Origin of the sequence: Flavobacterium akiainvivens (assembly GCF_001278115.1) — a bacterium.
In the GTDB taxonomy this organism is placed as follows: Bacteria; Bacteroidota; Bacteroidia; order Flavobacteriales; family Flavobacteriaceae; genus Flavobacterium; species Flavobacterium akiainvivens.
In genome coordinates this window covers 2,233,432-2,258,540 of the sequence record NZ_LIYD01000005.1, presented here as the reverse complement: position 1 = coordinate 2,258,540, position 25,109 = coordinate 2,233,432, and the positions used below count along the sequence as shown (strand labels likewise).

General features: G+C 44.8%; 21 protein-coding genes, 1 pseudogene and 1 riboswitch. Of the genes and pseudogenes, 7 read left to right on the top strand and 15 right to left on the bottom strand.

The window, feature by feature from the left end; all coding sequences use genetic code 11:
• Positions 1 to 114 precede the first annotated feature (114 nt).
• The 3 genes from AM279_RS10095 (at position 115) to AM279_RS10085 (ending at position 4,738) form a co-directional block, all read left to right on the top strand.
• Positions 115 to 1,020: a GLPGLI family protein gene (locus AM279_RS10095; protein WP_054407843.1), complete on the top strand. Its 906-nt coding sequence runs from the start codon at positions 115 to 117 to the stop codon at positions 1,018 to 1,020.
• Positions 1,021 to 1,128: 108 nt separating this feature from the next.
• Entirely contained in the window at positions 1,129 to 1,962 is an 834-nt protein-coding gene (locus AM279_RS10090) for a GLPGLI family protein (protein WP_054407842.1), read from the top strand.
• A 28-nt stretch (positions 1,963 to 1,990) separates the two neighbouring features.
• Entirely contained in the window at positions 1,991 to 4,738 is a 2,748-nt protein-coding gene (locus AM279_RS10085) for a TonB-dependent receptor (protein ID WP_054407841.1), read from the top strand.
• Between the two features lie 42 nt (positions 4,739 to 4,780).
• Here the strand turns inward: AM279_RS10085 and AM279_RS10080 are convergent, their stop codons facing one another.
• The 8 genes from AM279_RS10080 to metK all read right to left on the bottom strand — a co-directional run bounded on the left by AM279_RS10080 (position 4,781) and on the right by metK (position 12,300).
• Positions 4,781 to 5,806, bottom strand: a complete 1,026-nt coding sequence (locus tag AM279_RS10080) for a hypothetical protein (protein ID WP_054407840.1) — start codon at positions 5,804 to 5,806, stop codon at positions 4,781 to 4,783.
• Entirely contained in the window at positions 5,784 to 7,403 is a 1,620-nt protein-coding gene (locus AM279_RS10075; RefSeq protein ID WP_054407839.1) for an NAD(P)-binding protein, read from the bottom strand. Before AM279_RS10075 ends, AM279_RS10080 begins: the two co-directional genes overlap by 23 nt.
• Positions 7,378 to 8,901 (bottom strand): polyamine aminopropyltransferase, encoded by a 1,524-nt coding sequence (locus AM279_RS10070; RefSeq protein ID WP_054407838.1) that lies wholly within the window; start codon positions 8,899 to 8,901, stop codon positions 7,378 to 7,380. Before AM279_RS10070 ends, AM279_RS10075 begins: the two co-directional genes overlap by 26 nt.
• Positions 8,894 to 9,106, bottom strand: a complete 213-nt coding sequence (locus AM279_RS10065; RefSeq protein WP_054407837.1) for a DUF350 domain-containing protein — start codon at positions 9,104 to 9,106, stop codon at positions 8,894 to 8,896. Before AM279_RS10065 ends, AM279_RS10070 begins: the two co-directional genes overlap by 8 nt.
• Before the next feature lie 24 nt (positions 9,107 to 9,130).
• Entirely contained in the window at positions 9,131 to 9,319 is a 189-nt protein-coding gene (locus tag AM279_RS10060; RefSeq protein WP_054407836.1) for a hypothetical protein, read from the bottom strand.
• A 2-nt stretch (positions 9,320 to 9,321) separates the two neighbouring features.
• Complete coding sequence (locus AM279_RS10055) at positions 9,322 to 10,554, bottom strand: DUF4178 domain-containing protein (protein ID WP_054407835.1); 1,233 nt, start codon at positions 10,552 to 10,554, stop codon at positions 9,322 to 9,324.
• Between the two features lie 3 nt (positions 10,555 to 10,557).
• Complete coding sequence (locus AM279_RS10050; RefSeq protein WP_054407834.1) at positions 10,558 to 10,923, bottom strand: S-adenosylmethionine decarboxylase family protein; 366 nt, start codon at positions 10,921 to 10,923, stop codon at positions 10,558 to 10,560.
• A 126-nt stretch (positions 10,924 to 11,049) separates the two neighbouring features.
• Complete coding sequence (gene metK, locus AM279_RS10045; RefSeq protein ID WP_054407833.1) at positions 11,050 to 12,300, bottom strand: methionine adenosyltransferase; 1,251 nt, start codon at positions 12,298 to 12,300, stop codon at positions 11,050 to 11,052.
• 1,109 nt (positions 12,301 to 13,409) lie between these two features.
• On the opposite strand from metK, the gene AM279_RS10040 reads away from it, so the two are divergent.
• Both AM279_RS10040 and AM279_RS10035 read left to right on the top strand, forming a co-directional pair.
• Positions 13,410 to 13,850 carry an OsmC family protein gene (locus tag AM279_RS10040; protein ID WP_074961380.1) on the top strand — a complete coding sequence of 147 codons (441 nt, stop codon included), beginning with the start codon at positions 13,410 to 13,412 and terminating at the stop codon, positions 13,848 to 13,850.
• Between the two features lie 133 nt (positions 13,851 to 13,983).
• Complete coding sequence (locus AM279_RS10035; RefSeq protein ID WP_054407831.1) at positions 13,984 to 14,514, top strand: hypothetical protein; 531 nt, start codon at positions 13,984 to 13,986, stop codon at positions 14,512 to 14,514.
• Between the two features lie 53 nt (positions 14,515 to 14,567).
• On the opposite strand, the gene AM279_RS10030 is transcribed toward AM279_RS10035, so the two are convergent.
• The 6 genes and pseudogenes from AM279_RS10030 to AM279_RS10005 all read right to left on the bottom strand — a co-directional run bounded on the left by AM279_RS10030 (position 14,568) and on the right by AM279_RS10005 (position 21,704).
• A complete protein-coding gene (locus AM279_RS10030) occupies positions 14,568 to 15,374 on the bottom strand; it encodes a peroxiredoxin family protein (RefSeq protein WP_054407830.1) in 807 nt (268 codons plus the stop codon).
• A gap of 65 nt (positions 15,375 to 15,439) precedes the next feature.
• A complete protein-coding gene (gene metF / locus AM279_RS10025) occupies positions 15,440 to 16,396 on the bottom strand; it encodes a methylenetetrahydrofolate reductase [NAD(P)H] (RefSeq protein ID WP_054407829.1) in 957 nt (318 codons plus the stop codon).
• 106 nt (positions 16,397 to 16,502) lie between these two features.
• Positions 16,503 to 17,105: pseudogene (locus AM279_RS10020) on the bottom strand (vitamin B12 dependent-methionine synthase activation domain-containing protein); the annotation flags it as partial.
• On the bottom strand, positions 17,099 to 19,690 hold the full coding sequence (locus tag AM279_RS10015) for a dihydropteroate synthase (RefSeq protein WP_152926067.1): 2,592 nt from the start codon (positions 19,688 to 19,690) through the stop codon (positions 17,099 to 17,101). The pseudogene AM279_RS10020 and the gene AM279_RS10015, both read right to left, overlap by 7 nt.
• Positions 19,690 to 20,727 carry a homocysteine S-methyltransferase family protein gene (locus AM279_RS10010; protein ID WP_054407827.1) on the bottom strand — a complete coding sequence of 346 codons (1,038 nt, stop codon included), beginning with the start codon at positions 20,725 to 20,727 and terminating at the stop codon, positions 19,690 to 19,692. The genes AM279_RS10015 and AM279_RS10010 overlap by 1 nt, the downstream gene beginning before the upstream one ends.
• A gap of 169 nt (positions 20,728 to 20,896) precedes the next feature.
• Positions 20,897 to 21,004, bottom strand: a riboswitch (SAM riboswitch).
• 70 nt (positions 21,005 to 21,074) lie between these two features.
• Complete coding sequence (locus AM279_RS10005) at positions 21,075 to 21,704, bottom strand: GldM family protein (RefSeq protein WP_054407826.1); 630 nt, start codon at positions 21,702 to 21,704, stop codon at positions 21,075 to 21,077.
• A gap of 124 nt (positions 21,705 to 21,828) precedes the next feature.
• On the opposite strand from AM279_RS10005, the gene AM279_RS10000 reads away from it, so the two are divergent.
• Positions 21,829 to 22,917, top strand: a complete 1,089-nt coding sequence (locus AM279_RS10000; RefSeq protein WP_054407825.1) for an acyloxyacyl hydrolase — start codon at positions 21,829 to 21,831, stop codon at positions 22,915 to 22,917.
• 3 nt (positions 22,918 to 22,920) lie between these two features.
• A complete protein-coding gene (locus tag AM279_RS09995) occupies positions 22,921 to 23,664 on the top strand; it encodes a head GIN domain-containing protein (RefSeq protein WP_054407824.1) in 744 nt (247 codons plus the stop codon).
• On the opposite strand, the gene AM279_RS09990 is transcribed toward AM279_RS09995, so the two are convergent.
• Positions 23,665 to 25,068: a hypothetical protein gene (locus AM279_RS09990; RefSeq protein ID WP_054407823.1), complete on the bottom strand. Its 1,404-nt coding sequence runs from the start codon at positions 25,066 to 25,068 to the stop codon at positions 23,665 to 23,667. It lies immediately after the preceding gene.
• Between the last annotated feature and the right edge of the window lie 41 nt (positions 25,069 to 25,109).

Genomic DNA, 25,109 nt, shown 5'->3' with positions numbered 1-25,109 from the left:
TATTTTAAAGCCGTGTATAGCCCGCCTTTGTACTTTTGATGCACTTTAATTGCTAAACCCATGTAACTAAACGCCGTTTTAGTAGTCTAAAGTGCTATAAACCTACATTTCGAAATGAAAAAAATACTTTTCCTCTTAGCAGCCTTTACAGGCTTGGCGGCAAATGCCCAGGATTTTCAGGGTATGGCCGTGTATGAAACCAAAACATCCGTGCCCGAAATGAGGCAAATGCGTGGCCCGGGCGGACGCGAAATTACCCCCGAAATGCGTAAACAAATGGAAGAACGCATGAAAAAAGCGCTCGAAAAGACCTTTATCCTGAATTTTGACAGGACAGCCTCTATTTACAACGAAGAAGAAAAGCTTGATGCACCGGGCGAAAATGGCGGCTTCAGGATGATGGCAAACTTTATGGGCGGGGGTGGAAAGCTGTATAAAAACGTTAAGGATAAAACCTATGCCCAGGAAAAGGAAGTATTTGGCAAAGAGTTTCTTATAAGCGACAGCCTACACAACATTGCCTGGAAAATGGAGGGCGAGACCAAGAAAATTGGTGCATACACCTGCTACAAGGCTACTGCAGTAGTGCCGGCCAGCCAGAGCGATTTCCGAAACATGAGGCCTAAGAGCGAAGAGCAGCTTAAAAAGGAGGAAGAAGCCAAAAAAACTGAAGAAACCAAGGAGGGCGAACCCAAGCGCACCAACTTTATGGATCAGATGGAAATGGCTAAGGAAATAACCATAACTGCATGGTATACACCCGATATACCTGTAAGCCAGGGGCCTGAAACCTATTGGGGCCTGCCGGGGCTTATACTTGAGGTAACCGATGGCCGTACTACTATACTGTGCAGTAAGGTGGTGCTTAATGTAAAAGAAAAAGTAACCATTAAAGCGCCAACCAAGGGTAAAAAGGTTACGCAGACTGAGTTTGATGAAACCGTAGCCAAAAAAATGGAAGAAATGCGCGAAATGGGCGGTCCCGGCCGTATGGGGGGCAGGCCTCCGCGTATGGACTAATGCTGTTTTGTTAGAGGTTGAAAATGAAGTGAATTCATATTAACTAAAAAAATAGTTGTATAACTAAAAATTTAGTTATAGATTGGCTTCCTATTAAAATCAACCGTTATGAAACAACTTTTATGCATTGCGGCAGGGCTTTTTGCCGTTGCCGCCACAGCCCAGGATTTTCAGGGGGTGGCCGTTTACCAGTCTAAAACAAAAATGACTATAACCGTAAGTGACGACGGCCCGCCTATGGATGACGGACTTAAGGAACAGCTTGCCAAGCTTAGCGAAAGAACCTACACTATGGTGTTCAATAAAACCGAATCGGTTTATGAGGAGGAAGCAAAGCTTGATAAATCATCTCTTATGGTAGGGGGCTACAACTTAAGTATAGCCGGAGGCAAGCTTTATAAAAACCTGAAAGACAAAGCTTATTTGGAAGAAAAAGACTTAATGGGTAAAGAATTTCTTATTCAGGATTCGCTTGAAACACACCAGTGGGTACTATCTAACGAAACCAAGAAGATAGGTGATTATACCTGCTACAAGGCTACGTACAACATTCCGCAGGTGCAGCAACCTGTTGAAAACGAGGGTGAAGAAAAGGAAAAAGGGCTACTGGATTTATTGCCTGAGCCCAAAGATGTAGTAGTTACAGCCTGGTATACACCACAAATACCGGTAAGCCACGGCCCATCTGACTATTGGGGGCTTCCGGGGCTTATACTTGAAATAAACCACAGGGGCACAACCCTGCTTTGCTCTAAAATAACACTTAACCCCAAAGATAAGACAGAAATTAAGAAGCCTAAAAAAGGGCAAAAAGTTACCTATGCCGAGTATGAGGCCATCATGAAGAAGAAATTTGAAGAGATGAACGAAATGAACCGCCCGGCAGGCAACCAAAGCGGCAACACTAAAATGGGTACGACTACCATTCGCATAGGTGGATAACCCAAAAAATAAAACACAACCAGTTATAATGAAACACATAGTATCAGCCTTATTATTACTTATATCTGCCACGGCCCTGGCGCAAAACGTTAAGCTGTCGGGTATTATTAAAGACAGTATTGCCCCGCTTGAAATGGCTAATATCATGGCTATAAACAAGGCTACCAATGCCATGGAATCGTATGGTATTACTGATGATGCCGGGCGCTACCAGCTTTCGTTAAAGGCCAATACAGCTTATATATTAAAGGCCAGCTATATTGGCTATGCGGCTTTTGAAGAAGAGTATACCATGCCGGCTGCAAATACGGTAAGAGTTATAACGCTAAAAGCCGGTATAGAGCTCGATGCCCTTGAAATTGTAAGCGAAATGCCGGTTACCATTAAAGGCGATACTATTGTGTATAATTCTGATTCGTTTACAAACGGAACCGAACGGAAGCTGGAAGACGTGCTTAAAAAACTGCCCGGTGTAGAGGTAGACAGCGATGGCAACGTAAAGGTAGAGGGCAAAAGCGTTACCAAGCTTATGGTGGAAGGTAAGGATTTTTTTGATGGCGATACAAAGCTGGGAGTAAAAAACATACCTGCCGATGCGCTTGATAAGGTAGAGGTACTGCGCAATTATAACGAAGTAAGCCAAATGAAAGGCCTTGAGAATAATGAGGAAAACGTGGCGATGAACATTAAGCTGAAAGAGGGGAAAAAGAACTTTTGGTTTGGCGATATCTCAGCCAGTGCAAGCATAGGCGAGGGCGAGCGTTACCTGGTTAACCCCAAACTGTTTTACTACAACCCTAAGTATTCCATTAACGTTATTGGCAACATTAACAATACCGGAGAATTACCCCTGAGTATGCAGGATTATTTTAACATGACGGGCGGTTTCCGCAACTTTATGCGCAAAGGCGGCACAACGGTTAATGTGGGCAGTAATGATTTGGGCATGCTAACCCTGCGCAACAACAGGGCCAAGAATATTGAGACGAAGTTTGGCGCGGCAAACTTTAGCTACAACCCTTCAAAAGCCTGGACAATAAGCGGTTTCGGTATTTTTAACAGCAACCGTAACGAGATGGAAACCCACACGCGTAACCAAATCCTGAATCCGCAAACCAATGAGCCCGAAACCACCCAAACGGTAGACGACCGCACCAGTCAGCGCACTGATTTCAGCCTGTTTAAGCTGAGTTCGAGCTATGTGCCCAACAGCAACTTTCATTTAGATTATGACGCTTTTCTAAAAAGCAGCCGCCAGACAGAGGAAGCGGCTATGTATTCGTCGGTTTTCCCGGAAACGGGGCAAAGCCAGGATATTTATACCGGCAAAAAACAAAACCCATTCTCGTTTAACCAAAACCTGAACCTGTATTATACGCTCAACGACAAGAATGTGTTTTCGTTCCAGGTGCAGCAGCTGTACCAGGAAGAAGACCCGTTGTATACCGCAAACCTGCAAAACAACCCATTCCCAAATACCGATGCGGGTGGGCTAAACCTTGGGCTGGCGCCGTCGCTAAGGTATGACATTAACCAAAAACGTTTTGTAAAGACCAATAAGTTTGATGCCCGTGCCGATTATTATTATATGCTTACGCCAAAGTCTAACATAAACCTTACCCTGGGCGCCACGCACAGCTACCAGAATTTTGATTCTTACCTGTTTCAGGTACTGGATGATGACAGCACCAATGACCTTGACAACAACACAAAAAACAACGTGAGCTATAGCTTTAATGATGTTTTTGCAGCGCTGCACTTTAAGTTTATAACGGGTAAGTTTACGTTTAACCCCGGGGTGGCGGCACACAGCTACAGTTCTTATAACGAGCAGCTGGGCACAAAGGTACACCAGGATTTTACAAGGGTATTGCCCGATGTTTATGCCGTATACCAAATCAAAAAGTCTGAGCGCCTGCTGTATACCTACAACATGACAACCGAGTTTACCGATGTAGCCAGGTTTGCACAGGGGCTTGTGCTTAATAATTACAGCTCGCTGTTTCAGGGTAACAGGGATTTGGAAAATGCCCTGTACCAAAACCACAGCCTGGATTACTTTAAGTATAATATGTTCAACTTTACCCAGATATTTGGTAACATAACCTACAGCCACCGTATGGATGCCATTAAAAACCTTTCGGCGTTTAGCGGTATTAACCAGGTGGGCACGGTAGAAAATTCAAACTTTGCCGATGAGGCCATTACAGGCCGGGCGGGCTATAACCGCAGTTTTGCACGCTATTATAAGGCATCGGTATCGGCAAATGTGTCGTGGAGCAGGTTTAATAACTTCCGTTTTGATAACGGCGCAGGTACGGGTGAAGACGTCACCATTGATGATGCTATCCGTCAGGTAAACGAGCAGTTTAGCCAAACCTACACGGCAAGCTTTGGCACCAATTATAAAACATGGCCAAACCTTGAGCTGGGGTATTCGGTAAACATAAATGATTATGCCAACAGCAAGTTTTACACCCACAGCCCGTTTGCACGTATGGACTACCTGCTTACGCCAAACATAACCCTTACGGCTGATTATACCTACAACCACTATTACAACAATGCCCGCACCAGCGACAACGAGTATGATTTTCTTAACGCATACGTTATGTATGCTATACCCAACAGCAAGTGGGAGTTTAAAGTGGGCGGTACCAACCTGCTCAACACGGGCTCGCTTAACGATGATAGTTTCAGCCAGTTTAGTACACGCACGTCGCGCTACACCATACAGCCGCGCTATCTGCTACTAAACATAAGATATAGTTTATAAGAAGTGAATTTGAAGAAGTGGCTATGAAAGTAGCCACTTTTTTTATGCCTTTTTAGATTTCCAGATAAACCCGTCAAGTATGTAATGCGTAAACTGCGGCACTACCAGCAGCGGCACCAGTAAAAAGTGCCATGACTCAAATGCGGCTGCTGCCGAAGAGCCAAACTGTTCGTTCCATACCATAACTTCCCACAGGTATTCTTCGCTAAAGGCAAGGGCTATAAGTATACCCACGTAAAGTATAATGCCCTTGTGGGTGTTGAGGTATTGTAAAATACCGGGCGACGGCTGTTTGGCCTGCTTGATTTCGCGCAGGTAAATCAGCGCCATATAAGGTATGCCGTGCGACACTACATTGAGCATGGTAAACACCAGGTCATTATTAAAATACACAATACCAAAATACCAGGAGGCGGCAGTCCCCACTACAACGGCATTTTTCGGGATGTTGAAGTAGCGCAGGGTTACGGCCTCATATACAACCTTTACAGTATATACAGCCAGTATTAACCAGTAGGCATACCCTAAAACGGATAGTAATTCAGGGTTTTCATACCTGAAAAACTCATTAGGCATAAACCATGTAAAATTGCGTGGCGGGCTCATAAACCAGTACAGCATGGGGTAGCCTGTAGCAGCATAAATGGCCAGGTTGTCTATGGTTTTGGTAAGGCGGGTTTTGCGTTCAAGCCTTGAATACAGCCGCATAAAGCCATACTGTTGGCGTATAAAATGAAACACCGCCACATAAGCCAGCGTAACCCAAAACACCTTACTACCCATTAAAAACAACGCCAGCCCAATAAAAAAGCAAATGATGGGTAATGCTATAAGCAACATCCTGCGTTCGTTAAACGCTTTTGGTACAAGATAGGTTTTAAAGAGTGTGGCATATACGTGGGCCACATCTATAAACACCACAAAAAACAGCCACGTGTAAAACGAGTAATGTTCTTCAAGCTGTTGCAGCCAGCCCTGGCAAAAAAATACCACAGCCAGTATTATAAACGGCGGCGATAGTATAAACAGGCTGTCGGTTTTGGCCTTATGAATCCACGGTTGTGTCATGCAAAAGCTGGTTTACGGCGTTTATGCCCTGGTGAAAAGCTTCTTCAAAGATAGAAATTCCGGCGAGGTCAGTATGTGCAAAATAAATACGGTTGGCAATGGGCTTTCCGGCAGCCTGCTTCTGCATCCCGAAAATATAGCCCGGCACAGGGGCTACCATGCCGTGCCCCAGGCGGTGCAGCTGTATTTCTTCGGTAATATTCTTAATGCCGGGGTGGGCGGCTTCAAGGTCGGCCAAAACAAATTCCTTCCAGTATTCTGCCGTCTTGCTATACAGCTCTTTACGCGATTTTTTGGTGTCGTTGCCTGCAAAGCTGTAGTAATAGGTAATCACGGTTTTGTCGTGCAGTTGCTGTATGCTTTGGTGCTGGTCATAAATATAACCCAGACCTTTGGCATTGTGCAGCACGTTATCCCAGCACAGCGGGAAACCCGGTTCATCGGGCTTGGTGCTTAGTGTAAGTGTTGCCAGCAGCCATGGCGCATAGATACTGTTTTTAGCAGTTTTTTTCCTGTTGGGCAGCAGGTAGCCGTTTACAAACTGTGGCGTAGCCATAATAACCTTATCAGCATTAATTTGCACAGTTTGTTGGGTTGTGGCATCAAAGGCCAGTACCTCTAAGCCGCTATCAGTTGGTGTAACGGTATGCGCCAGGTAGTTGAGCGCCATGTTATCTGATGCATATTTTTTAAGATGATTTGCCAGGCGGGCGTTGCCTTCAGGCCAGGTGAGTACGCTGTCAAGATCTGCCCCGTGTTTGCGGCCTGCAAAATAGTGTATGCCCGCCCACGCTGAAACACCGTTTACGCCCAACCCATAGTCATCGCGGCAGCAGTAGTTTACATATTCGATAAGCTCAGGATAATTAAAGTTATTATCGTGTAGCCACTGCATCATGGTTATGGTATCGAGATTGCGGTATTTGCCATCGGGTGTTGTAGCGCTAATGGGTATATCAAAGTAATACAGCCCGTCTGCGGCCTTTTCTTTGCGGAAAGCATCCATTGCCTCAAAGAAGCGATTAAAGGCATCGTCAAGGGCTTTGCTGTTACCGTAACGTGGCACAAGGCCCTCCTGCCAGTTGTTTTTATAGTACAGGCGTTCCTGTGGTGCAAACGTCAGCTGGTTTTCATCAAAAATGGGTTTGCCGTCTTTGTAACCGGTTATGATTTTTTCTTCTTCGAGAAAGCGCATCAGTTCGGTGTCGTGCGCGTTAGGCAGGGGCAGGTAGTGCGCCCCAAGCGGAAATTTGGAATACTTGTTTTCGCCGTTAGCAGCATTGCCCCCGGCGTGGTTTTCCATTTCTATGATGAGGAAATCGTTGATGCCTTTTTTGCGAAGCTGCCGTGCCGCACTCAGCCCGCTGATGCCTGCACCCACAATAAGCAGGGGAGTAGTAACGGTTTTAGAGGGGTTGGGGAAATCTTTAGCCCATAACCTGTGGCCCAAAATGTGGTTAGTGCCCGTAAGCTTTACAATAAGCCGTGCTGCCTCCTGTTTGCAAAACTGGAAAAACGGGGTTGCCAGCAGCGTAGCGCCTGCCAGTTTCAGGAACGAGCGCCGTGAGGGCTTATTGTATTTTTCCCCATTCTTCATCAAAATAGCGCACAAGTATCTGGTTATCCAATCGGTTAATTTCTACATCAGCCGCCACCATATCTTTAGAAAAGGTATTGAGGCGGGTAAAGTCATATTCGTAAAACCGGAGCTTTTCATTAGCCTTCCGCTTAACCGATTTAAAATCAGTAGCCGGGTTTTTTGCCGCTATGGTGTAGCCCCATTCGCCAAAAGAAGGCACATAAATGTGGTAGGCATCGGTTTTTGGCAATGCCTGCTGCACGGTTTTATTAATGCACCAAAACGACTTAGGCGCAAAATAGGGCGATGTGGTTTGTATTACCACCACGGCATCGGGCGATAGTATGTGTTGCAAGGTGTTGTAAAAGCTAAGCGAATACAGCTTGCCCAGGCTGTAGTTTCCCGGATCTGGAAAATCGATGATTACCACATCAAACTGCTGTTTGCATTCGCGTGCCCACACATAGGCATCGGCATTTATAACACTTACTTTTGGGTTGTTCAGCGCATTTTTATTAAACCCTGTAAGCACGGTGTTTTCCTTAAAAAGGCGGGTCATGCCTTCGTCAAGGTCAACCAGGGTTATGTGCTTTACTTCGGGGTATTTTAAAATTTCGCGTACGGCAAGGCCATCACCACCGCCCATAACCAATATGTTTTCAGCCTTTTTAGCCGAGGTCATGGCCGGATGTACCAGCGCCTCGTGATAACGGTATTCATCTGCCGAGCTGAATTGCAGGTTGTTGTTGAGGTACAGCCGGTAGTCGTTTTTATTGTGCGTAAGCACTATGCGCTGGTAAGGGGTAGAGTGGGTATAGATTATGTTTTCGCCATAGAGCTTGCTTTCAGAATATGAGAGTATTTTCTCTGAAAAAATAAATACGATAATTAATACCACCATACAAAACGCCGCTTTAAACAGCAGCAGTGGCTGGCGTTTCAGCTCTTTTTTCAGCGCAATGCACACAATAAGGGCTATGGCGGTATTTATCATGCCAAAAAACAACGATGTGCGCATAATGCCCAACTGTGGTACCAACACCAATGGGAAAAGTATAGAGGCCAGGAGTGCACCTATGTAGTCAAACGTAAAAACATTAGACACCAGGTCGCGAAACTTTACGCGGTCTTTTAGGATGTTCATCAGCAGCGGGATTTCAAGCCCTACCAGGCAGCCGGTTACAAATACCAGCAGGTAAAGTATGAATTGGAAATAGCCTACGTTTTCAAACAGCACAAAAAGTATAACTGAACTAAGCCCGCCCACAAGGCCCACCAGCAGCTCTATTTCAACAAAGGTATTGAGCAGGTTGCGGCGTATAAATTTTGAAAAATAAGAGCCTATACCCATGCTAAACAGGTATACGCCAATAATAAACGAAAACTGCTTTACAGAGTCGCCCAGCAGGTAGCTGGCCAGTGTGCCGGCCACAAGCTCATAAATAAGCCCGCATGTTGCAATGGTAAAAACGGCCAGTAGCAGCAGTATTTCAAAAGAAAGTTTGTTTTTAACCATGTATGGCACCGCTGATAATTATGGACATGCCAATTATAAATGCACCAATTATAATGGCAAGCGCCACATTTTTATTTTGTACAATTTCTTTCCACGTGCTTTCAGGGGTAATTTTTTCTACAATAAAATAGGCTATAAACAGTATGATAAGGCCTACAAATGAGAATACTACCGATGCGATTATGGGCTTTAGATAAATTTCCATTGTTTATGTTTTTTAATTGTTGTTTTATTTGTGATAATACCTGTTTGCACCGCCATAATAACCGGCGCGGGTATGGCCGGGTTTGTATTTTTCTGATGGGGCACAGCCGCACAGCCTGTTGCCTGAATAGGTAAAAAACAGGTACAGCCCTAAAAAGAACACGCCTATGCACACGGCTATAAGGTTGCGTTTAAATATGTTGGTTCCTGTCATAATTATTGGTCGTATGGTGAGTAGCGGCTGTCTGCCCAGCGCCTGCGTTCAAATTGTTTTTTTATAAAATAAGTAGCTAAGGCAATGCCTGCCATGGCAAGTATGGGTATAAACACGTTGCGTTGCAGCGGCGCGTTCCATGAAGCGGTAATGCTTAACGTTTGGTTATTTAAGTCTTCAGGCGCTTTAGAGGGCGATACTACGAGGTGGTAGCGGCCTTCGGGTACGGCACACATATAAAAATCATCAGCTTGCGAGCCCTCGCTCCAGTTTTCGCCATCGGTATAGCCGTGGTAGTATTCTACGTCCTTACCGGAATAAATTTCTTCGTTGGTTACCTCGTTTACAAGCCCTACCTGTACCGATGCCCAGGAGTTGTCTACCCCGCTTTGCAGCTTTATTTGCAGTGGTGCCGAGCCTCCCTGGAGTGTAAATGGCCTGCTTACAAAATCTTTACCCGAATAATCAGCAAAAGAAAGGGTTTGCGATAATACCGTTTGCTGCTGGCGGCCGCTATATATAAAAACATGGCCTGCCAGGATGAGTAATGATGTAATGCCAAATATAATAACCATCATGCGCAGGTCTACCAAAAAGGGCTGTACAATGCCCACGCCCGATCGATATGGGTTAGAAGATATGCCAAACGCTTTTTTTATTGCACCTGCCGATATGTGCTGCCCATGGTAGGTTTCAACGTGTTTTTTGCGGTGCTCAATAGAAATTATGTAGGGCGGGTTGATGTATTCAATCATTTCAACCTGAACTTTAGGCAACTCAAAATCAAAGCACCCTTCGGCATAGGCAATGGTTGTGTCTTCATATTCATACAGGGCATATTCAAGGCCTTCATAATCAACATATACCTGCCTGCCCGAAATGTCGAATTTCTCTTCAATCTGCTTTAAAGCCATCCAGTGGCCGTTGGTTTCGCTCAGGTAAATGTTGTCGCCCTCTTTTGGGGTTAGTATGTATTCGCGCCAGTAATAAATAGCGTGTACTTTTTTAACCACAATACCGCTAACCTCATATTCAATACCGTTAAGTTTGCCTTTCTGGCCTATTTTAAGCGGAATGTGAAAAGCCGGCTTGTAGTCGTATTTGCGCACATAGCTAAACCTGCCGTTATCAAGAAACTCAATAAGGTTTTTACAGTTACCGCAGCCAAGTTGCTTAACCTCATATTCAGCGCTTATTTTTGTTATGCTGCCGCATTCGGGGCATTTTATCTCCATGGCTTATCGGTTAATTTCGGTATCGTTAAGTATTTCGGCTTCAAAATAATCTATATATGCCCCGGCCACACCGCGCACTTTAGCTGAATTGTCCTGAAGGTAATTGCACAGATAAACATCAAGCGTAAGCTGGTTAAATTCAGGCCAGGTGTGTATGCATATATGCGATTCTGCCAGGCAAACCGCAGCGGTAAAGCTTCCGTTAGGAAACGTGTGTACAGAGTAGCCTACCTCTTCAAGGCCGTATTGCAGCATAAGGCCGTTGGTAAACCGTTTAAAAGCTTCGGCATTGGTAAGCAATTGTGGCTTTACTATTTTTAAGGTAAGCAATTTGTGCAACCCGGGAGAATAGGTGTGCTGGGTATTCATTTAGCTGGCTATTTTCATCAAAGATATTTTTATTTCTTAAAAAATAAAATAATTAGCCATAATTCACCTAAAAACAAAAACAGCCCCGCGTGGGCAGGGCTGTTTTACTATAAACTAAGATATCAATTAAAGCGCAAAGGCTTCTTTTACTTGTGCAACGTGGTCCAGTTTTTCCCATGTAAACAGTTCAACTTCCACGGTTTTGGTTTCGCCACCCGGTGCAGTAAAGGTTTTGGTAACCACCTCCGGCTTGCGGCCCATGTGGCCATAAGCAGCGGTTTCGCTGTAAATAGGGTTGCGCAGTTTAAGGCGCTGCTCTATAAAATAAGGTCGCATGTCAAAAATGTCTTCTACTTTTTTGGCAATTTCGCCATCGGTAAGGTTAACTTTTGCAGTGCCGTATGTATTTACATAGATACCCATTGGTTTAGCAACACCAATAGCATAAGATACCTGTACCAGTATCTCATCGGCCACGCCTGCAGCCACAAGGTTTTTAGCAATATGGCGTGTGGCATAAGCCGCGCTGCGGTCTACCTTGCTTGGGTCTTTGCCGCTGAAAGCACCACCACCGTGGGCACCTTTACCACCATAAGTGTCAACAATAATTTTACGTCCGGTAAGGCCTGTATCGCCATGAGGCCCGCCTATTACAAACTTGCCGGTTGGGTTTATGTGGTACTGTATGGCATCGTTAAACAGGTGCGCATACTGTGGGTTGTTTTTAATAATACGCGGAATAAGTATCTCAACAATATCCTTCTTGATTTTGGCAAGCATAGCAGGCTCATCATCAAAATCATCGTGCTGTGTAGATACCACAACAGCATCTATGCGCACCGGCTTGTTGTTATCGTCATACTCCAGCGTTACCTGGCTCTTTGCATCAGGGCGAAGGTAGGTAATCTCGTTATTTTCACGGCGCAGGTTAGCCAGTTCCTGTAGCAGTTTGTGGCTAAGGTTTAGCGCCAGCGGCATATAGTCTTCAGTCTCGTTTGTGGCATAGCCAAACATCATGCCCTGGTCTCCTGCACCCTGTTCTTCTTTGGTAGTGCGGTCTACACCCTGGTTAATATCCTGGCTTTGCTCGTGTATGGCGCTAAGTACACCACACGAGTTGGCCTCAAACATATATTCGCTTTTTGTATAGCCTATTTTCTTGATAACATCGCGTGCAATTTGCTGCACGTCAAGGTAGGTTTTGCTTTTTACCTCGCCGGCAAGAATAACCTGGCCTGTGGTAACAAGCGTTTCGCAAGCCACTTTGCTATCAGGGTCAAATGCTAAAAAGTTGTCAATCAGCGCATCAGAAATCTGGTCAGCAATTTTGTCAGGATGCCCTTCGCTTACGGACTCTGACGTAAATAGATATGCCATAATGTTTAGTCTATAAATTTAGTAGAGAAATGGGGTTGCGCGGCGCTAAAGGGAGGGTAAGTCCTGCTTTAGCATTTTTTACCGAGGTTGCAATCAGTCAAATCTCTCCTCATAATTAATTTGGCTGCAAAGGTATAAAGCTATTTGAAATAAAAAAACCGTTAAGCTAATTTTAATTTTTAAATACATAGTATTTACCTCTTTGGGCGAAACCGTTGTACTGTTAAAATTTGAAATTTTATTTGGTGGAGTAAAAAATAGTTTAGAAGTTTGCTAAACAAAAATCGAATAGAAATGAACTTTACAATGTGCTATAGCTGCTGTATGAAGTGGAAAATTTCCGCGGTAAGCGCTGTTGCATAATTTTAAGTTTTTTAAAATATACAGAAAGCCTTCCGCAACCGGGAGGCTTTTTTTGTTGTGCCGAGGCATAACAATAACAGGCTAACTAACTCAAATTGATTTCCGGGTTTTCAATAAAAGGGAGCCCGGAATTACCTGAAAAGAAAAAGCCCCTGCTGTAGGCATTTTGCGCGAAAAGCATGAGGCATCTTAGTTATAATTAGTTCAAAGCAGGGAAGCCCTTTTGATGCGTTATCAGGAGGGCTTGCACGGCGAGTATGTTTTTGAATGCGATATTTTAATTACTTGTGTTAAAATTCAAAAATAAATTTGCGTAATTGAAAAAAGTTTTAGAAGTTTGCTAAACAAAAATCGAGAAATCATGAAATTTAATATTTGTCAATACGTCCTGTCAGCAATGTGGAAACCTTCCGCAGGGGCTTCTTTTGAATAGATTTTAAGTTTCACACCATAAATCAAAATCAAAGCCCCTGCACAATAAAAGCAGGGGCTTTTTTGTTACCCTATTAATATTAAACCGAAAAAAGAAAATATATGAAAACCGTAGTCGCGAATATTTGGAACTATTGTAAGCAAATTTGTATGCCATCGTCGCAAAAGATGCAGCTACAGCCCATTCCTATACCAAAACGGTCATCGTAAACTTAGTTTATAATTCAGGTACGAAAGGTCCTTTTGGTTTGGCAAAAACTAAAAGGGCCTTTTTGTTACCTAACCCAATCATCAACCAAAAAATTGCACAAGTTATGAAACCAACATCCATCAACGTATTAGGCTACACCGGCAACAACAGCCAGTTTGTGGTAAAAACCTTAAATACTGATTTGCGCATCAGCCAAAATGCAAAGTTCCCGGAGCTTGAAGGGCCAAACCCTTATGAGTATATACTGGCAGGGTTTGCAGGCTGTATTAATGCCCTGGGCCAGATAGTGGCTGCAGAACTGGGCATTGTACTGCGCTCGCTTCAGGTTGAAATTACGGGCAGCCTTAATAAGGTAACCAGGAAGGATGAAAGGCCGGGGTTTGATAAAATTGAAATTACCCTAAAGCCAGCCGCTACGGCACCCCTGGAGACCCTAAAACGTTGGATGGATGAGGTGCAGTTTAGAAGCCCGGTGTATGATGCCCTGGTTAATAACACACCGGTAAGCCTTAATTTATATAAAGAATATACTGCTGTTAACTAACCCGGTACAGCAGGCCCCGTTGCCGCGCGGGGCTAAGAGATAAGTTTGTTTTAAGTTGTTTTTTGTTTGTTTGTTAAAGGGCTGCCTTTGATTCGGCACCAAAGGCAGTTTCCTTTTTTATTACGTTAAAAATATGGCCCGTAAGATAAATATAGTGCTGTTTGGTATAGGTAATGCCGGCAGCGCGCTGATAAATAAAGTAGTAGATGAGCGTGAAACGTTGCTGGATGAGCAGCACCTTGATGTGCGCTTTCCGGTAATAACCAACAGCAGCGTTGCTTTTTTTGAAAAGGACGGCGATGGCTATGCCTGGGAGGCAAACTTTGTAAGGTTTGCTATACCGTTTAAAATGGATGATGTGGTAGAATATGCCCTGGAACACGACCTTGAAAACCTTATTGCGGTAGATGCTACGCCCAGTGCTGAGCTTGCTGCCCAGTACCCTGACCTGGTGCGCACAGGGTTTAGTATAGTTTCTATAAACGAAACCCTACAGTACATGACAGATAATTTTGAAAAAGCTATTAAATTTCTCACCGAAAGCCGTGGCCTTGATTACCGTTTTATAAACGGTGTTACCGGAGATGCCACAGCCGCGGGCGATGCCCTGTTTAAAGGAGTAATAGATGTAGCCCGGAAAATAAAGGTGAAGGCAACCTATTAAAGACGCTTTCCCAAAAATGAGGTTTGGTTTGGATAGCGCGGGCAATGCCCGCGCTATTTATTTTTAAGCGTGCCGTCTATGGCTTTACGTAGTTTTTTAATGGGATTTTTAAAATCGTCGCGGTCGGTTACATATACAATTTTACCTGAACCGTCTATTACAAGGGTGGTAGGGTAAAATTTTATGCCGAAGCGGTCGGTTATATGCCTGCTGTCGGGCACTATGGTAAAATTAAAATCGCGGGGTTTTTCAAAAAAGTGCGCTACTTTATCTTTTGGGTCAAACGTTACGCCAAACCAAGCTACGTCTTTACCCTTATATTTTTCCTTAAGACTGCTCAGTTCAGGCATTTCTTCAATGCAGGCGGCACACCTCACAAACCAGAAATCAATTACTATGGTTTTGCCTTTAAGGCTTTCAAGTGTATAGGTGTTGCCTTCCATATCAATAAGCGTCAGCTCGTCAAGAACCATATTTTTTAGCTTACTGCGGTTGGAGGTGTCTTCCTTATAATAATTTGTCCAGTATTCCTGTTCTTTAGCTGTTTCTTCGGGTGTGCGCTTGTGTAGTACATAAGTAAAGCTATTGGCAATGGTATCCTTAAATAAAAGTGTAGTGTACCCACCGCCTAACCTTATTAAAGAATCGGTATAGGCTTGTGTTATGGCTTTGCCATCTTCGTTATACCGTAATGTAGCTTTGTAAGCCTCGCCGGCAGCGCCATTGCCAAGGCTGTCCTGTATGTTCTCTAAATAATCATAGTAAACATCAGAAGGTACTTTTTTTGATGCAGGGGTAAGAAAGGAATACGTTTGTGAAAAGGCTGAGCCACAGCAAAGCAGTAACAGGAGTATGCGCATAGATTGGTTGTTGGTTATGTATAAAACAACAAAGGGCACCGTTTATTGTGCCCTTTGCTATACGTTTAAAAAACTTCTTTGGCTATGGCTTTAACGCTTTCAGCCTTGCCCATACTGTAGTAGTGCAGCACCGGTATGCCTGCTTTTACCAGTTCTTTGCTTTGTTCTATACACCACTCAATGCCTACCTGCTTAACGGCATCATTGTCTTTTGCTTTAACTACTGCCATTATAAGGTCGTCCGGCAGGTCTACGCTAAAGCGGTGGGGTATAAGGTTAAGCTGTTTTTTGGTGGCAATGGGCTTAAGCCCCGGGATAATAGGCACGGTAATGCCCTCTTTGCGGCATTTTGCCACAAAATCAAAAAACTTCTGGTTATCAAAAAACATTTGTGTGATGATGTACTGCGCTCCGTTCTTTATTTTTTGCTTCAGGTAATACAGGTCGCTGTCGGGGCTTGGGGCTTCCATATGTTTTTCTGGGTAACCCGCCACGCCGATACAAAAATCAGTACACGCCGAGTTTTGCAGTTCTTCATCAAGGTAAATGCCTTTGTTGAGGTTAGAGATCTGGCTAACCAGCTCAGTAGCATAGTTGTGCCCGTCTTTCTCCGGGCGGAAGTATATCTCGCTTTTAACAGCATCTCCACGCAGGGCTACCACGTTTTGTATACCTAAAAAGTCAAGGTCGATAAGAAAGTTCTCAGTATCTTCTTTGGTAAACCCACCACATAATATATGCGGAATGGCATCTACCTGGTATTTGTTTTGTATAGCCGAACATATACCTACAGTACCGGGGCGTTTTTTAACCACACGGCGCTCTAATAGGCCGCTTGGCAACTCTTTATACTCATACTCCTCACGGTGATAAGTAACATCTATAAACGGTGGGTTAAACTCCATAAGCGGGTCTATGCCATCAAAAATAGACTGTATGTTTTGCCCCTTTAGTGGTGGCAGAATTTCAAATGAAAAAAGGGTTTTGCCGTTGGCGTTTTCTATATGTTCGGTTACTTTCATCTCGGCCCCCTAACCCCCAAAGGGGGAATTCCTATCAGGGGTCAATAGGGTTGTGATTTTACAATATTTTTAGCGCTACCAGTTCCCCTCTTGGGGGTTAGGGGGCTTAATCTGCTATGTTAGGATTCAGCCATTTTGTGGCTTCATGTAGGCTAATGTTTCTGCGCTGTGCATAATCGGCCACCTGGTCTTCTTTAATCTTGCCAAGTCCAAAATATTTGCTTTGCGGGTTGGCAAAATAATATCCCGATACCGATGCGGCAGGCCACATGGCAAGGCTTTCGGTAAGGGTAACGCCAATTTTATTTTCTACATCCAGTAATTGCCAGATGGTGTTTTTCTCTAAATGGTCAGGACACGCAGGGTAGCCCGGTGCGGGGCGTATGCCCTCGTAGGCTTCTTTAATCAGTTCCTGGTTGCTCAGGTGCTCGTCAGATGCATAACCCCAAATTTCCTTACGTACCTTTTCGTGCAGGTATTCGGCGAAAGCCTCGGCAAAACGGTCGCCCAGTGCCTTAGCCATAATGGAGTTGTAATCATCGTGTTCTTTTTCAAACTCAGCGGCTTTTTCGTCTACACCAAAACCGGTGGTAACGCAAAAGGCACCCATGTAATCCTGCTTGCCGCTTTCAACCGGAGCCACAAAATCAGCAAGAGCTATGTTCGGAGCGCCTTTCGTTTTTTGACTCTGCTGCCTTAAGGTTAAGAACACAGCCCCCCCGCCCCCAAAGGGGGAGCTGTCGACTCGAGCGTTTTAACTATGCGGTCAAGCACTTCGTTCAATCTGAAAAGGACTTCATCGTTAGTAAAACGAATAACCTGATATCCTTGCTCTTCAAGCCAGGCAGTCCTCTCGGCATCGCTAACTATATTATCAGGTAATTGATGGATAAGTCCATCAATTTCAATAATAAGATTTCGTTTAAGGCAAATAAAGTCGGCAATATAACTTCCAATTATGTGCTGCCTTCTGAATTTATATCCTTCGAGTTTTTTGCCGCTAAGAGCTTCCCAAATCACTCTTTCAGCTTCGGTAGGTTGGTTTCGCATCTTTTTGCAATATTCCTTCAACAAACCATATAAAACAGGATTTGCTGTGCGCCAGTGTTCCTGCCCTTTTGCCGTTTGAGTGGTAGCTCCCCCTTTGGGGGCGGGGGGGGCTTGGACTTCTATATCATCATCATTGACCGTATTAGCCGGGAAAATGCCGTAAATGCCTTTGGCTTCAAACCAGTTTTCATCTACAATTTGCTTCAGCATTTTTTGTGCATCTGCAAAAAGCGATTGTGCCTGTTCGCCTACTACGTCATCGGTTAAGATAGCCGGGTATTTTCCGTGTAAATCCCATGTCTGGAAAAACGGGGTCCAGTCTATGTATGGTTCCAAATCCTCCAGTTTTGGGTAAATGGTTTGTACACCAAGCTGTTTAGGGGTGTATGGTGTAAACGCTTCCCAGTCGATTTTATATTTGTTGGCACGCGCATCGGCAATGCTCAAAAAGTCTTTATCGCGGCTGCGGTTCAGGTAGCCTTCGCGCAGCTTGTCATATTCCTCACGAATGGATTTAGCATAATCAGCCTTAACTGTATTGCTAATTAGGCTGCCGGCAACGGTAACGGCACGGCTGGCATCGTTAACATGCACCACGGTATCGCCATATTCAGGGGCGATTTTAACGGCAGTATGCGCACGGCTGGTGGTAGCGCCGCCTATCATTATTGGGATGTTGATGTTAAGCCTTTCCAGCTCCTTGGCCAGGTACACCATTTCATCGAGCGACGGGGTTATAAGCCCGCTGAGGCCAATGATGTCTACGTTTTCTTTAATAGCGGTTTGTATAATGGTTTCGGGTGGTACCATAACGCCCAAGTCTATAATCTCAAAATTGTTACAGGCCAGTACTACCGAAACAATGTTTTTACCAATGTCGTGCACATCGCCCTTAACGGTTGCCATAAGTACTTTTCCGCGTGCGCCTGATGCTGAGTCTTTACTTGCCTCGATGTAGGGTAAAAGGTATGCCACGGCTTTTTTCATTACACGGGCCGATTTTACCACCTGTGGCAGGAACATTTTTCCGCTTCCGAAAAGGTCGCCCACCACATTCATACCGGCCATAAGGTTGATTTCGATAACCTCAATAGGCTTGGCGGCAGCAAGGCGTGCTTCTTCTACATCTATTTCTATAAACTCGTCAATACCCTTAACAAGCGCATGGGTAAGGCGCTCCTGAAACGGCAGGCTGCGCCATTCCTGGGCTTGTTTTTCTATGGCTTTTACATCGCCCCTTACGTTTTCGGCAAAAGCCAAAAGGCGTTCGGTGGCATCGTCGCGGCGGTCGAGCAGCACGTCTTCCACATGCTCCAGGAGGTCTTTGTTGATGTCGTCATACACCTCAATCAGTTCCGGGTTTACAATACCCATATCCATACCGTGCTGTATGGCATGGTACAGGAATGCCGAATGCATGGCCTCGCGCACCCTGTCGTTACCCCTAAACGAGAACGATACGTTGCTTACCCCGCCGCTTACGTGGGCGTGGGGCAGGTTGGTGCGTATCCATTTGGCGGCATCAAAAAAGTCAATCGCATTGCGGCGGTGCTCTTCCATGCCCGTTGCCACGGGAAATATGTTGGGGTCGAAAATAATATCTTCGGGCGGAAAGCCCACTTTGTCGACCAGTATGTCATAACTACGCTTACAGATGTCTATACGCCTTTGGTAGGTATCGGCCTGGCCAATTTCGTCAAACGCCATTATAATGGCAGCCGCGCCATAGCGCTTAATTTTCTTGGCATGGTGAATAAACAATTCCTCGCCCTCTTTAAGGCTGATGGAGTTTACCACACTTTTGCCCTGTGCTACCTTAAGGCCGGCCTCAATGATTTCCCATTTAGAACTGTCAATCATCAGCGGCACACGGGCAATATCGGGTTCGGAAGCAATCAGGTTCAGGAATTTGGTCATGGCATACACGCCGTCCAGCATCCCTTCGTCCATATTTACGTCAATAATCTGCGCGCCACCCTCAACCTGGGCACGGGCAATATCGAGTGCTTCCTCATATTTTTCTTCTTTTATGAGCCTTAAAAACTTCCTTGACCCCGTAACATTCGTCCTTTCACCAACATTAATGAAATTACTCTCTGGGGTTACTATAAGCGGTTCAAGACCGCTCAATTTCAAATATCGAGGCTCCAGCCCCCTAAACCCCAAAGGGGGAGTTGCCACTCCTGCCGACAAATCATCGTCGGAATTATTTTCAATAAAAAAATCTCTCTCTTTGTTCATCATTATTTAGCAGCAGTAGTAATGTTTGAGTGAAGCTCAATTCCCCCTTTGGGGGTTAGGGGGCGTGGGTTGTAGTTTTGAGCCAAATCAGCTATTAGCTTAATATGCTCCGGCGTGGTGCCGCAGCAGCCGCCTATTATGTTAATCAGGTTGTCGTCAAGGTATTCCTTAATCAAAACCTGCATTTCTTCAGGGGTTTGGTCATATTGGCCAAAGGCATTCGGTAATCCCGCATTTGGGTGTGCCGAAACGCTGAACTGCGTGTTGTGTGCCAGCCTTTTAAGGTACGGCTTAAGCTGGTCGGCGCCAAGGGCACAGTTAAAACCTACGCTTAATAGCGGAATGTGCGATATGGAAATCAGGAACGCCTCAACCGTTTGCCCGCTAAGGGTACGGCCACTGGCATCAGTAATAGTGCCGCTTACCATGATGGGTATGTCAAGGCCAAGCTCGTCCTTAACTTCTTCAATGGCAAAAAGGGCGGCTTTGGCGTTAAGCGTATCGAAAATAGTTTCTACCAAAAGGATGTCGCAACCGCCATCTATCAGGGCTTTTACCTGTTCTTTGTAAGCTAAAAGCAAATCGTCGAACGTTACGGCGCGGTAACCCGGGTCGTTTACATCGGGGCTCATGCTGGCGGTACGGTTTGTGGGGCCTATAGAGCCTGCCACAAAACGGGGCCTGTCAGGGTTGGCGGCGGTAAATTCATCAGCCACCTCGCGTGCAAGGCGTGCCGACTCATAATTAAGCTCATACACCAAATGTTCCATGTGGTAATCGGCCATGCCTATGGTGGTGCCGCTAAAAGTGTTGGTTTCAACAATATCGGCCCCGGCGGCAAAATACTGGCGGTGCACGTCTTTTATGGCCTCAGGCTGGGTAAGGCTCAGCAGGTCGTTATTGCCCTTAAGCGGGTGCGGGAAATCGGCAAAGCGGGGCCCGCGAAAGTCTTCTTCGGTAAAATTATGGCGCTGCAGCATGGTTCCCATGGCACCGTCAAGCACCAGGATGCGTTTCGCTATGGCTTCGTGTATTGACATAGTTTCAGGTTTAAAGTTTCAGGTTTCAGGTTTCCAATGAGGGTCTGAAAAACTGTAACTATACATTTAATGAACACAACAACCTTCGGGTTATGAGCCCTACGAGCTGCTATTGCTCAATCTTACTTCATTAAAAATATGTCATCAGGTGGGGAGGGGAAATTCCTTTTTGTTATCTATCCATGCCGGTGGCGTGGTAGAATTTAGCACCTTCTTTAAAGCTAAAGGGTTGCTAAGGCTTCATTGGGTCTAATCCCTCTGCCTTTCGTGATAACATAACAGTGTGTATAAGAACGTTGCAAAGGTAAGGTATAGATTTGTAGAATGCAAATAATAGTTTTATTGCCTTATTTGGCCTCTGCAATCTTTAATATAGTATCAGCGCCCTTAAACTCACCACCGCCTGTTAGTTTAAGCCTGATGTTGGAAAATATATAAGTGTCGCCTGCCTGTGCTCTCTGTAACGCGCCATTTAGTTCATGCCCGTTAGTTGTAGTACTGTATATTACCTGTTTATCCCTTATCTGAAATATATCCATACTTATAAATTCCACCTGGCAGTCGTATGCAAAATCACTTATTGAAGCATTTGCATTTTGTGTAGCTCTTGCCTCGTTAACAGGCATAGGCGTATAACTATCATATACTCTTCCCCTGAATGATAATTTTGCTTCAGGTACTGATTGCGCCCGGAAAGACAGTATGCGGCTTGTGGCTTTATATTCCATTTTAATGTCTACACGGCCTTTAGCCTGGGTTATAACCAATAACGTGGAGTCATTCAATATACTTACGTTCGCTTTGTCTGATGTAAATTTTATCTTATGGACATCCGGGCTGTGTATATAGACCTGGTTCATGATATCGCGGTAAAGTATTTTTACCTTGGCATCGCAATCAAAAACCGCACTGCTTTTACATGAAGTTAAAGTAATGGTAGTTACTGTGAGGATGAGGAAGGTTATAAATTTTTTCATAACAGGTTAGGATTGGTATTTACAAATATATTTGAAAATGATTTAGGCTGTAAGGATGAAGTTTATGTTTGTTAAGAAAATCATAAGTAGTATTTTAGCCCGCATTGATGCCTAATACAAATTGATGCGCCTAAAACTACTCTTATTTTTAATATTCCCCTTTATTGCATTGGCACAGGAAGCCCAATCAGGCTATGCTGTAGAGGCCAATTATTTTTACGGCAACATAATACCCCACCGAAAGAGCATCCAGCACCTTATTACAGGGCATCCTGACGGGGTTATCTTAGCCTTTAACCGCAAGACTTTTGGCAACCACAGCTGGGAGCAGGCGTTTAACTATCCTGATTATGGCGCTTCATTCCACTACCAGGATATGAAAGAAGCATCATTGGGTGAAATGTTTGGCCTGTATGCACACTACAATTTCTATTTTTTTGACCGGGCGCTTATGCTGCGCCTGGGGCAGGGTGTGGCGTATAATACCAATCCGTATGATAAGGAAACCAACTTTCGTAATTATGCTTATGGTGTGCACCTTATGCCCAGTACCTATTTTATGCTCAACCTGAACCGCCCTGATATCTGGAAGGGTTTCGGCCTACAGGCGGGGCTTGTATTTATACACCACAGCAACGCCAGTATAAAAGCACCCAATACCAGTACCAATACTTTTGCTGTAAATGTGGGGCTTACCTACAGCCTGGGGCAAAAGCAGGAATACAAGCCTTATGTGGCCGACACTGTTAACTACCGCCAGCCCATGCATTATAACTTTATTTTCCGTGGCGGGCTTAACCAAAGCGATGTTATTGGTACCAAGCGATATCCATATTATGCTATGGGAGCGTATGCCGATAAACGCCTGAGCCGTATGAGCGGTGTACAGCTGGGCGCCGAGTTTTTCTGGCCGCTGTACTTAAAAGAATATATTCACTACAAATCTATAGCCTATCCTGAAGAGAATGTTGATAGCAATACCGATTACCGAAAGGTGGGCGTTTTTGGTGGTTATGAACTGTATATAAACCGTATGTCGCTGGAAGGGCAGGTGGGCTATTATGTATATGCGCCGTTTAACTCAACCGGGAAGCTCTACCAACGGGTGGGGGCAAAGTATTACTGGGCAAACGGCGTTTACAGCACCCTGGGGCTTAAAACCCACGGCGCTAAGGCAGAGGTTATGGAACTGGGTATGGGTATAAGGCTGTAAATTATGAAGCATAAACTACTTATAATATTCTTTCTGGCAGGTATGGTACTGTCGTGCAATAACGAAAATGCCACCGAATGTTTCCGCAGTATGGGGGCAACGGTTATTTATGAAGCTGAGGTAACGGAGTTTACCAAAATACACGTTTCGCCGGGTATTGAGCTGGTGTTAAAACAGGGCGATGCCTATAACGTAACCCTGAAGACGGGTAAGAACATACGCGAGTTTATATCGGCACAGGTGGTTGACGGTGAGCTTCGCATTGAAAACCGCGATAACTGTAACTGGACACGGGGTTATAACAGCACCACAGTATATGTAACCACGCCGGAGCTTACTAAAATAACATCTACGTCGCAGTTTGGTATTACGTCTGACGGGGTGCTGGGTTTCCCAAACCTTGAACTGGCTTCAGAAATTTATGAAGATGGGGCAGCAAGTTATTTTAACCTTACGGTAGATGCCGAAAACCTACGTATAGACGATAACAAATCAGGTTATTATGTTATTAAAGGGCGTGCGGATCAAATTTATGTAAACCTGCCATCGGGCGACAGCCGCGTAGAATTACAGGACCTTGAGCTGCAAAGGCTGGGCTTTTTTCACCGTAGCTCTAACGATATTATTGCCGCACCACAACAGGAAGCAAAGGGCCAGCTTATGTCAACCGGCAACCTGGTGCTTAAAACGCACCCGCCTGTGGTTGAAGTTGAGCAGGTGTACCTGGGCAGCGTGGTGTATAACTAATCAGTTTAAAGGCTTACCGTCAAGGTCAAACACCTTACACGGGTATTGTATGCCTGGTTCGGTACTTCCCCAGGCGTCATACTTAAAATTAAGCAGGCTGTCGCCGTTCATGTAGTATAATAAAATACGGTCATCGGGCAGCAGCAACCATATAGAATAGCCGTTCCTGTCGCCTATTGCATGGGGGGTATTTACAGAGAATTGTATGGCCTTGTCTAAAACTTCTTTATCAAGGCGCAGGTTGCAGCCGCAGTTGGTTTTCTCAGATTCCTTAATCTTTTCCTCCGTGTTGTTTGCTCCTGACGGGTATTGTGCCGCACGGTCCTGAAGCTCTTTTACATAAGCATCGTGCTTCTTCCACAGTTCAGGGGTTTTATTAATTTCATCGGCAGTATAGGAGTTTACAGCGCTGTTGTTGTAATAGTTTATGTTGAGTTCGGTTTCAGGATTTTCTTTAAGGTAATCCATTATAAAGCGCATATTTTGTATGCGGTAAACCAGGTATTCATGCTCCGCTTTAAGCGAATCTGACGGATACAGTTTTCCGTAAGCTGCATAGGCATAAAAATCAATGCTTACGTTGGGAAGCATGGCTTCGGTGCGCAGGCGTATGCCATATTGGTTGTTGCCAAGGGATAATGCTTTTACAACTGTAAAAGTTTCGCGCAGGTGGTCAATATCTGTGGCATAGGTTTCGGCGGCCAGCTCTTTAAGGTGGTAGGCATTGCCGGCTATAATTACATCGGCAATATAGCGTGTAAGGTCTTTACCGCTTGGCACATATACTGAACTGCCTATAATATCGGCCAGGGCTTTTTTAAGGGCGGGGTTAAAATTTTCGCGCCCATCGGTCGTAACCCACGGCAGGGCATAACCCGTGCGCGATTTGTTTGTAGTTACACCGCGTGCCACACCTTTTTCATACAGCATGGCAGTAACCTGCGATTTAAACCTGTTATCTGGCGTTAACTGAAAATCAGGGCCGGTATAAAAGTCTTCTTCATAAATGGGCTTGTAGTTTTTTATATCGCCCAGCAGCGGCAGTATAAAATTGCGTTGTGCGGGTGTCCATTCAAAGGTTTGGTTTAACAGTTTTTGGGGCTTGTTTTTAATGGTAACGGTATCTATGCCCACGTTTTTAAAATGCTCGTCAAACGTCATGTTGCGGTCTATGGCTTCTACAAGCTTAAGCACTTTCTTTTTAGAAATTTTGGCCTTTTTATCTTTAGAGGTAAACTTGCCGTTTTGGTTATAAAAAACCAGTTTGCCCTGCCACGATATAATTTCGGGGCCTGAAACAGGTGTTTCAAACGTTTGTACGGTTATTGCAATGCTGTCAGGCAGCGTTTGTGCCTGCATGGCGCCAAAGCAAAACAGCAGGAGGAAGAAAGCCTTTTTAATCATGGAAACAAAAATAAAAGGTTAACCGTTACAGTTAACCTTTT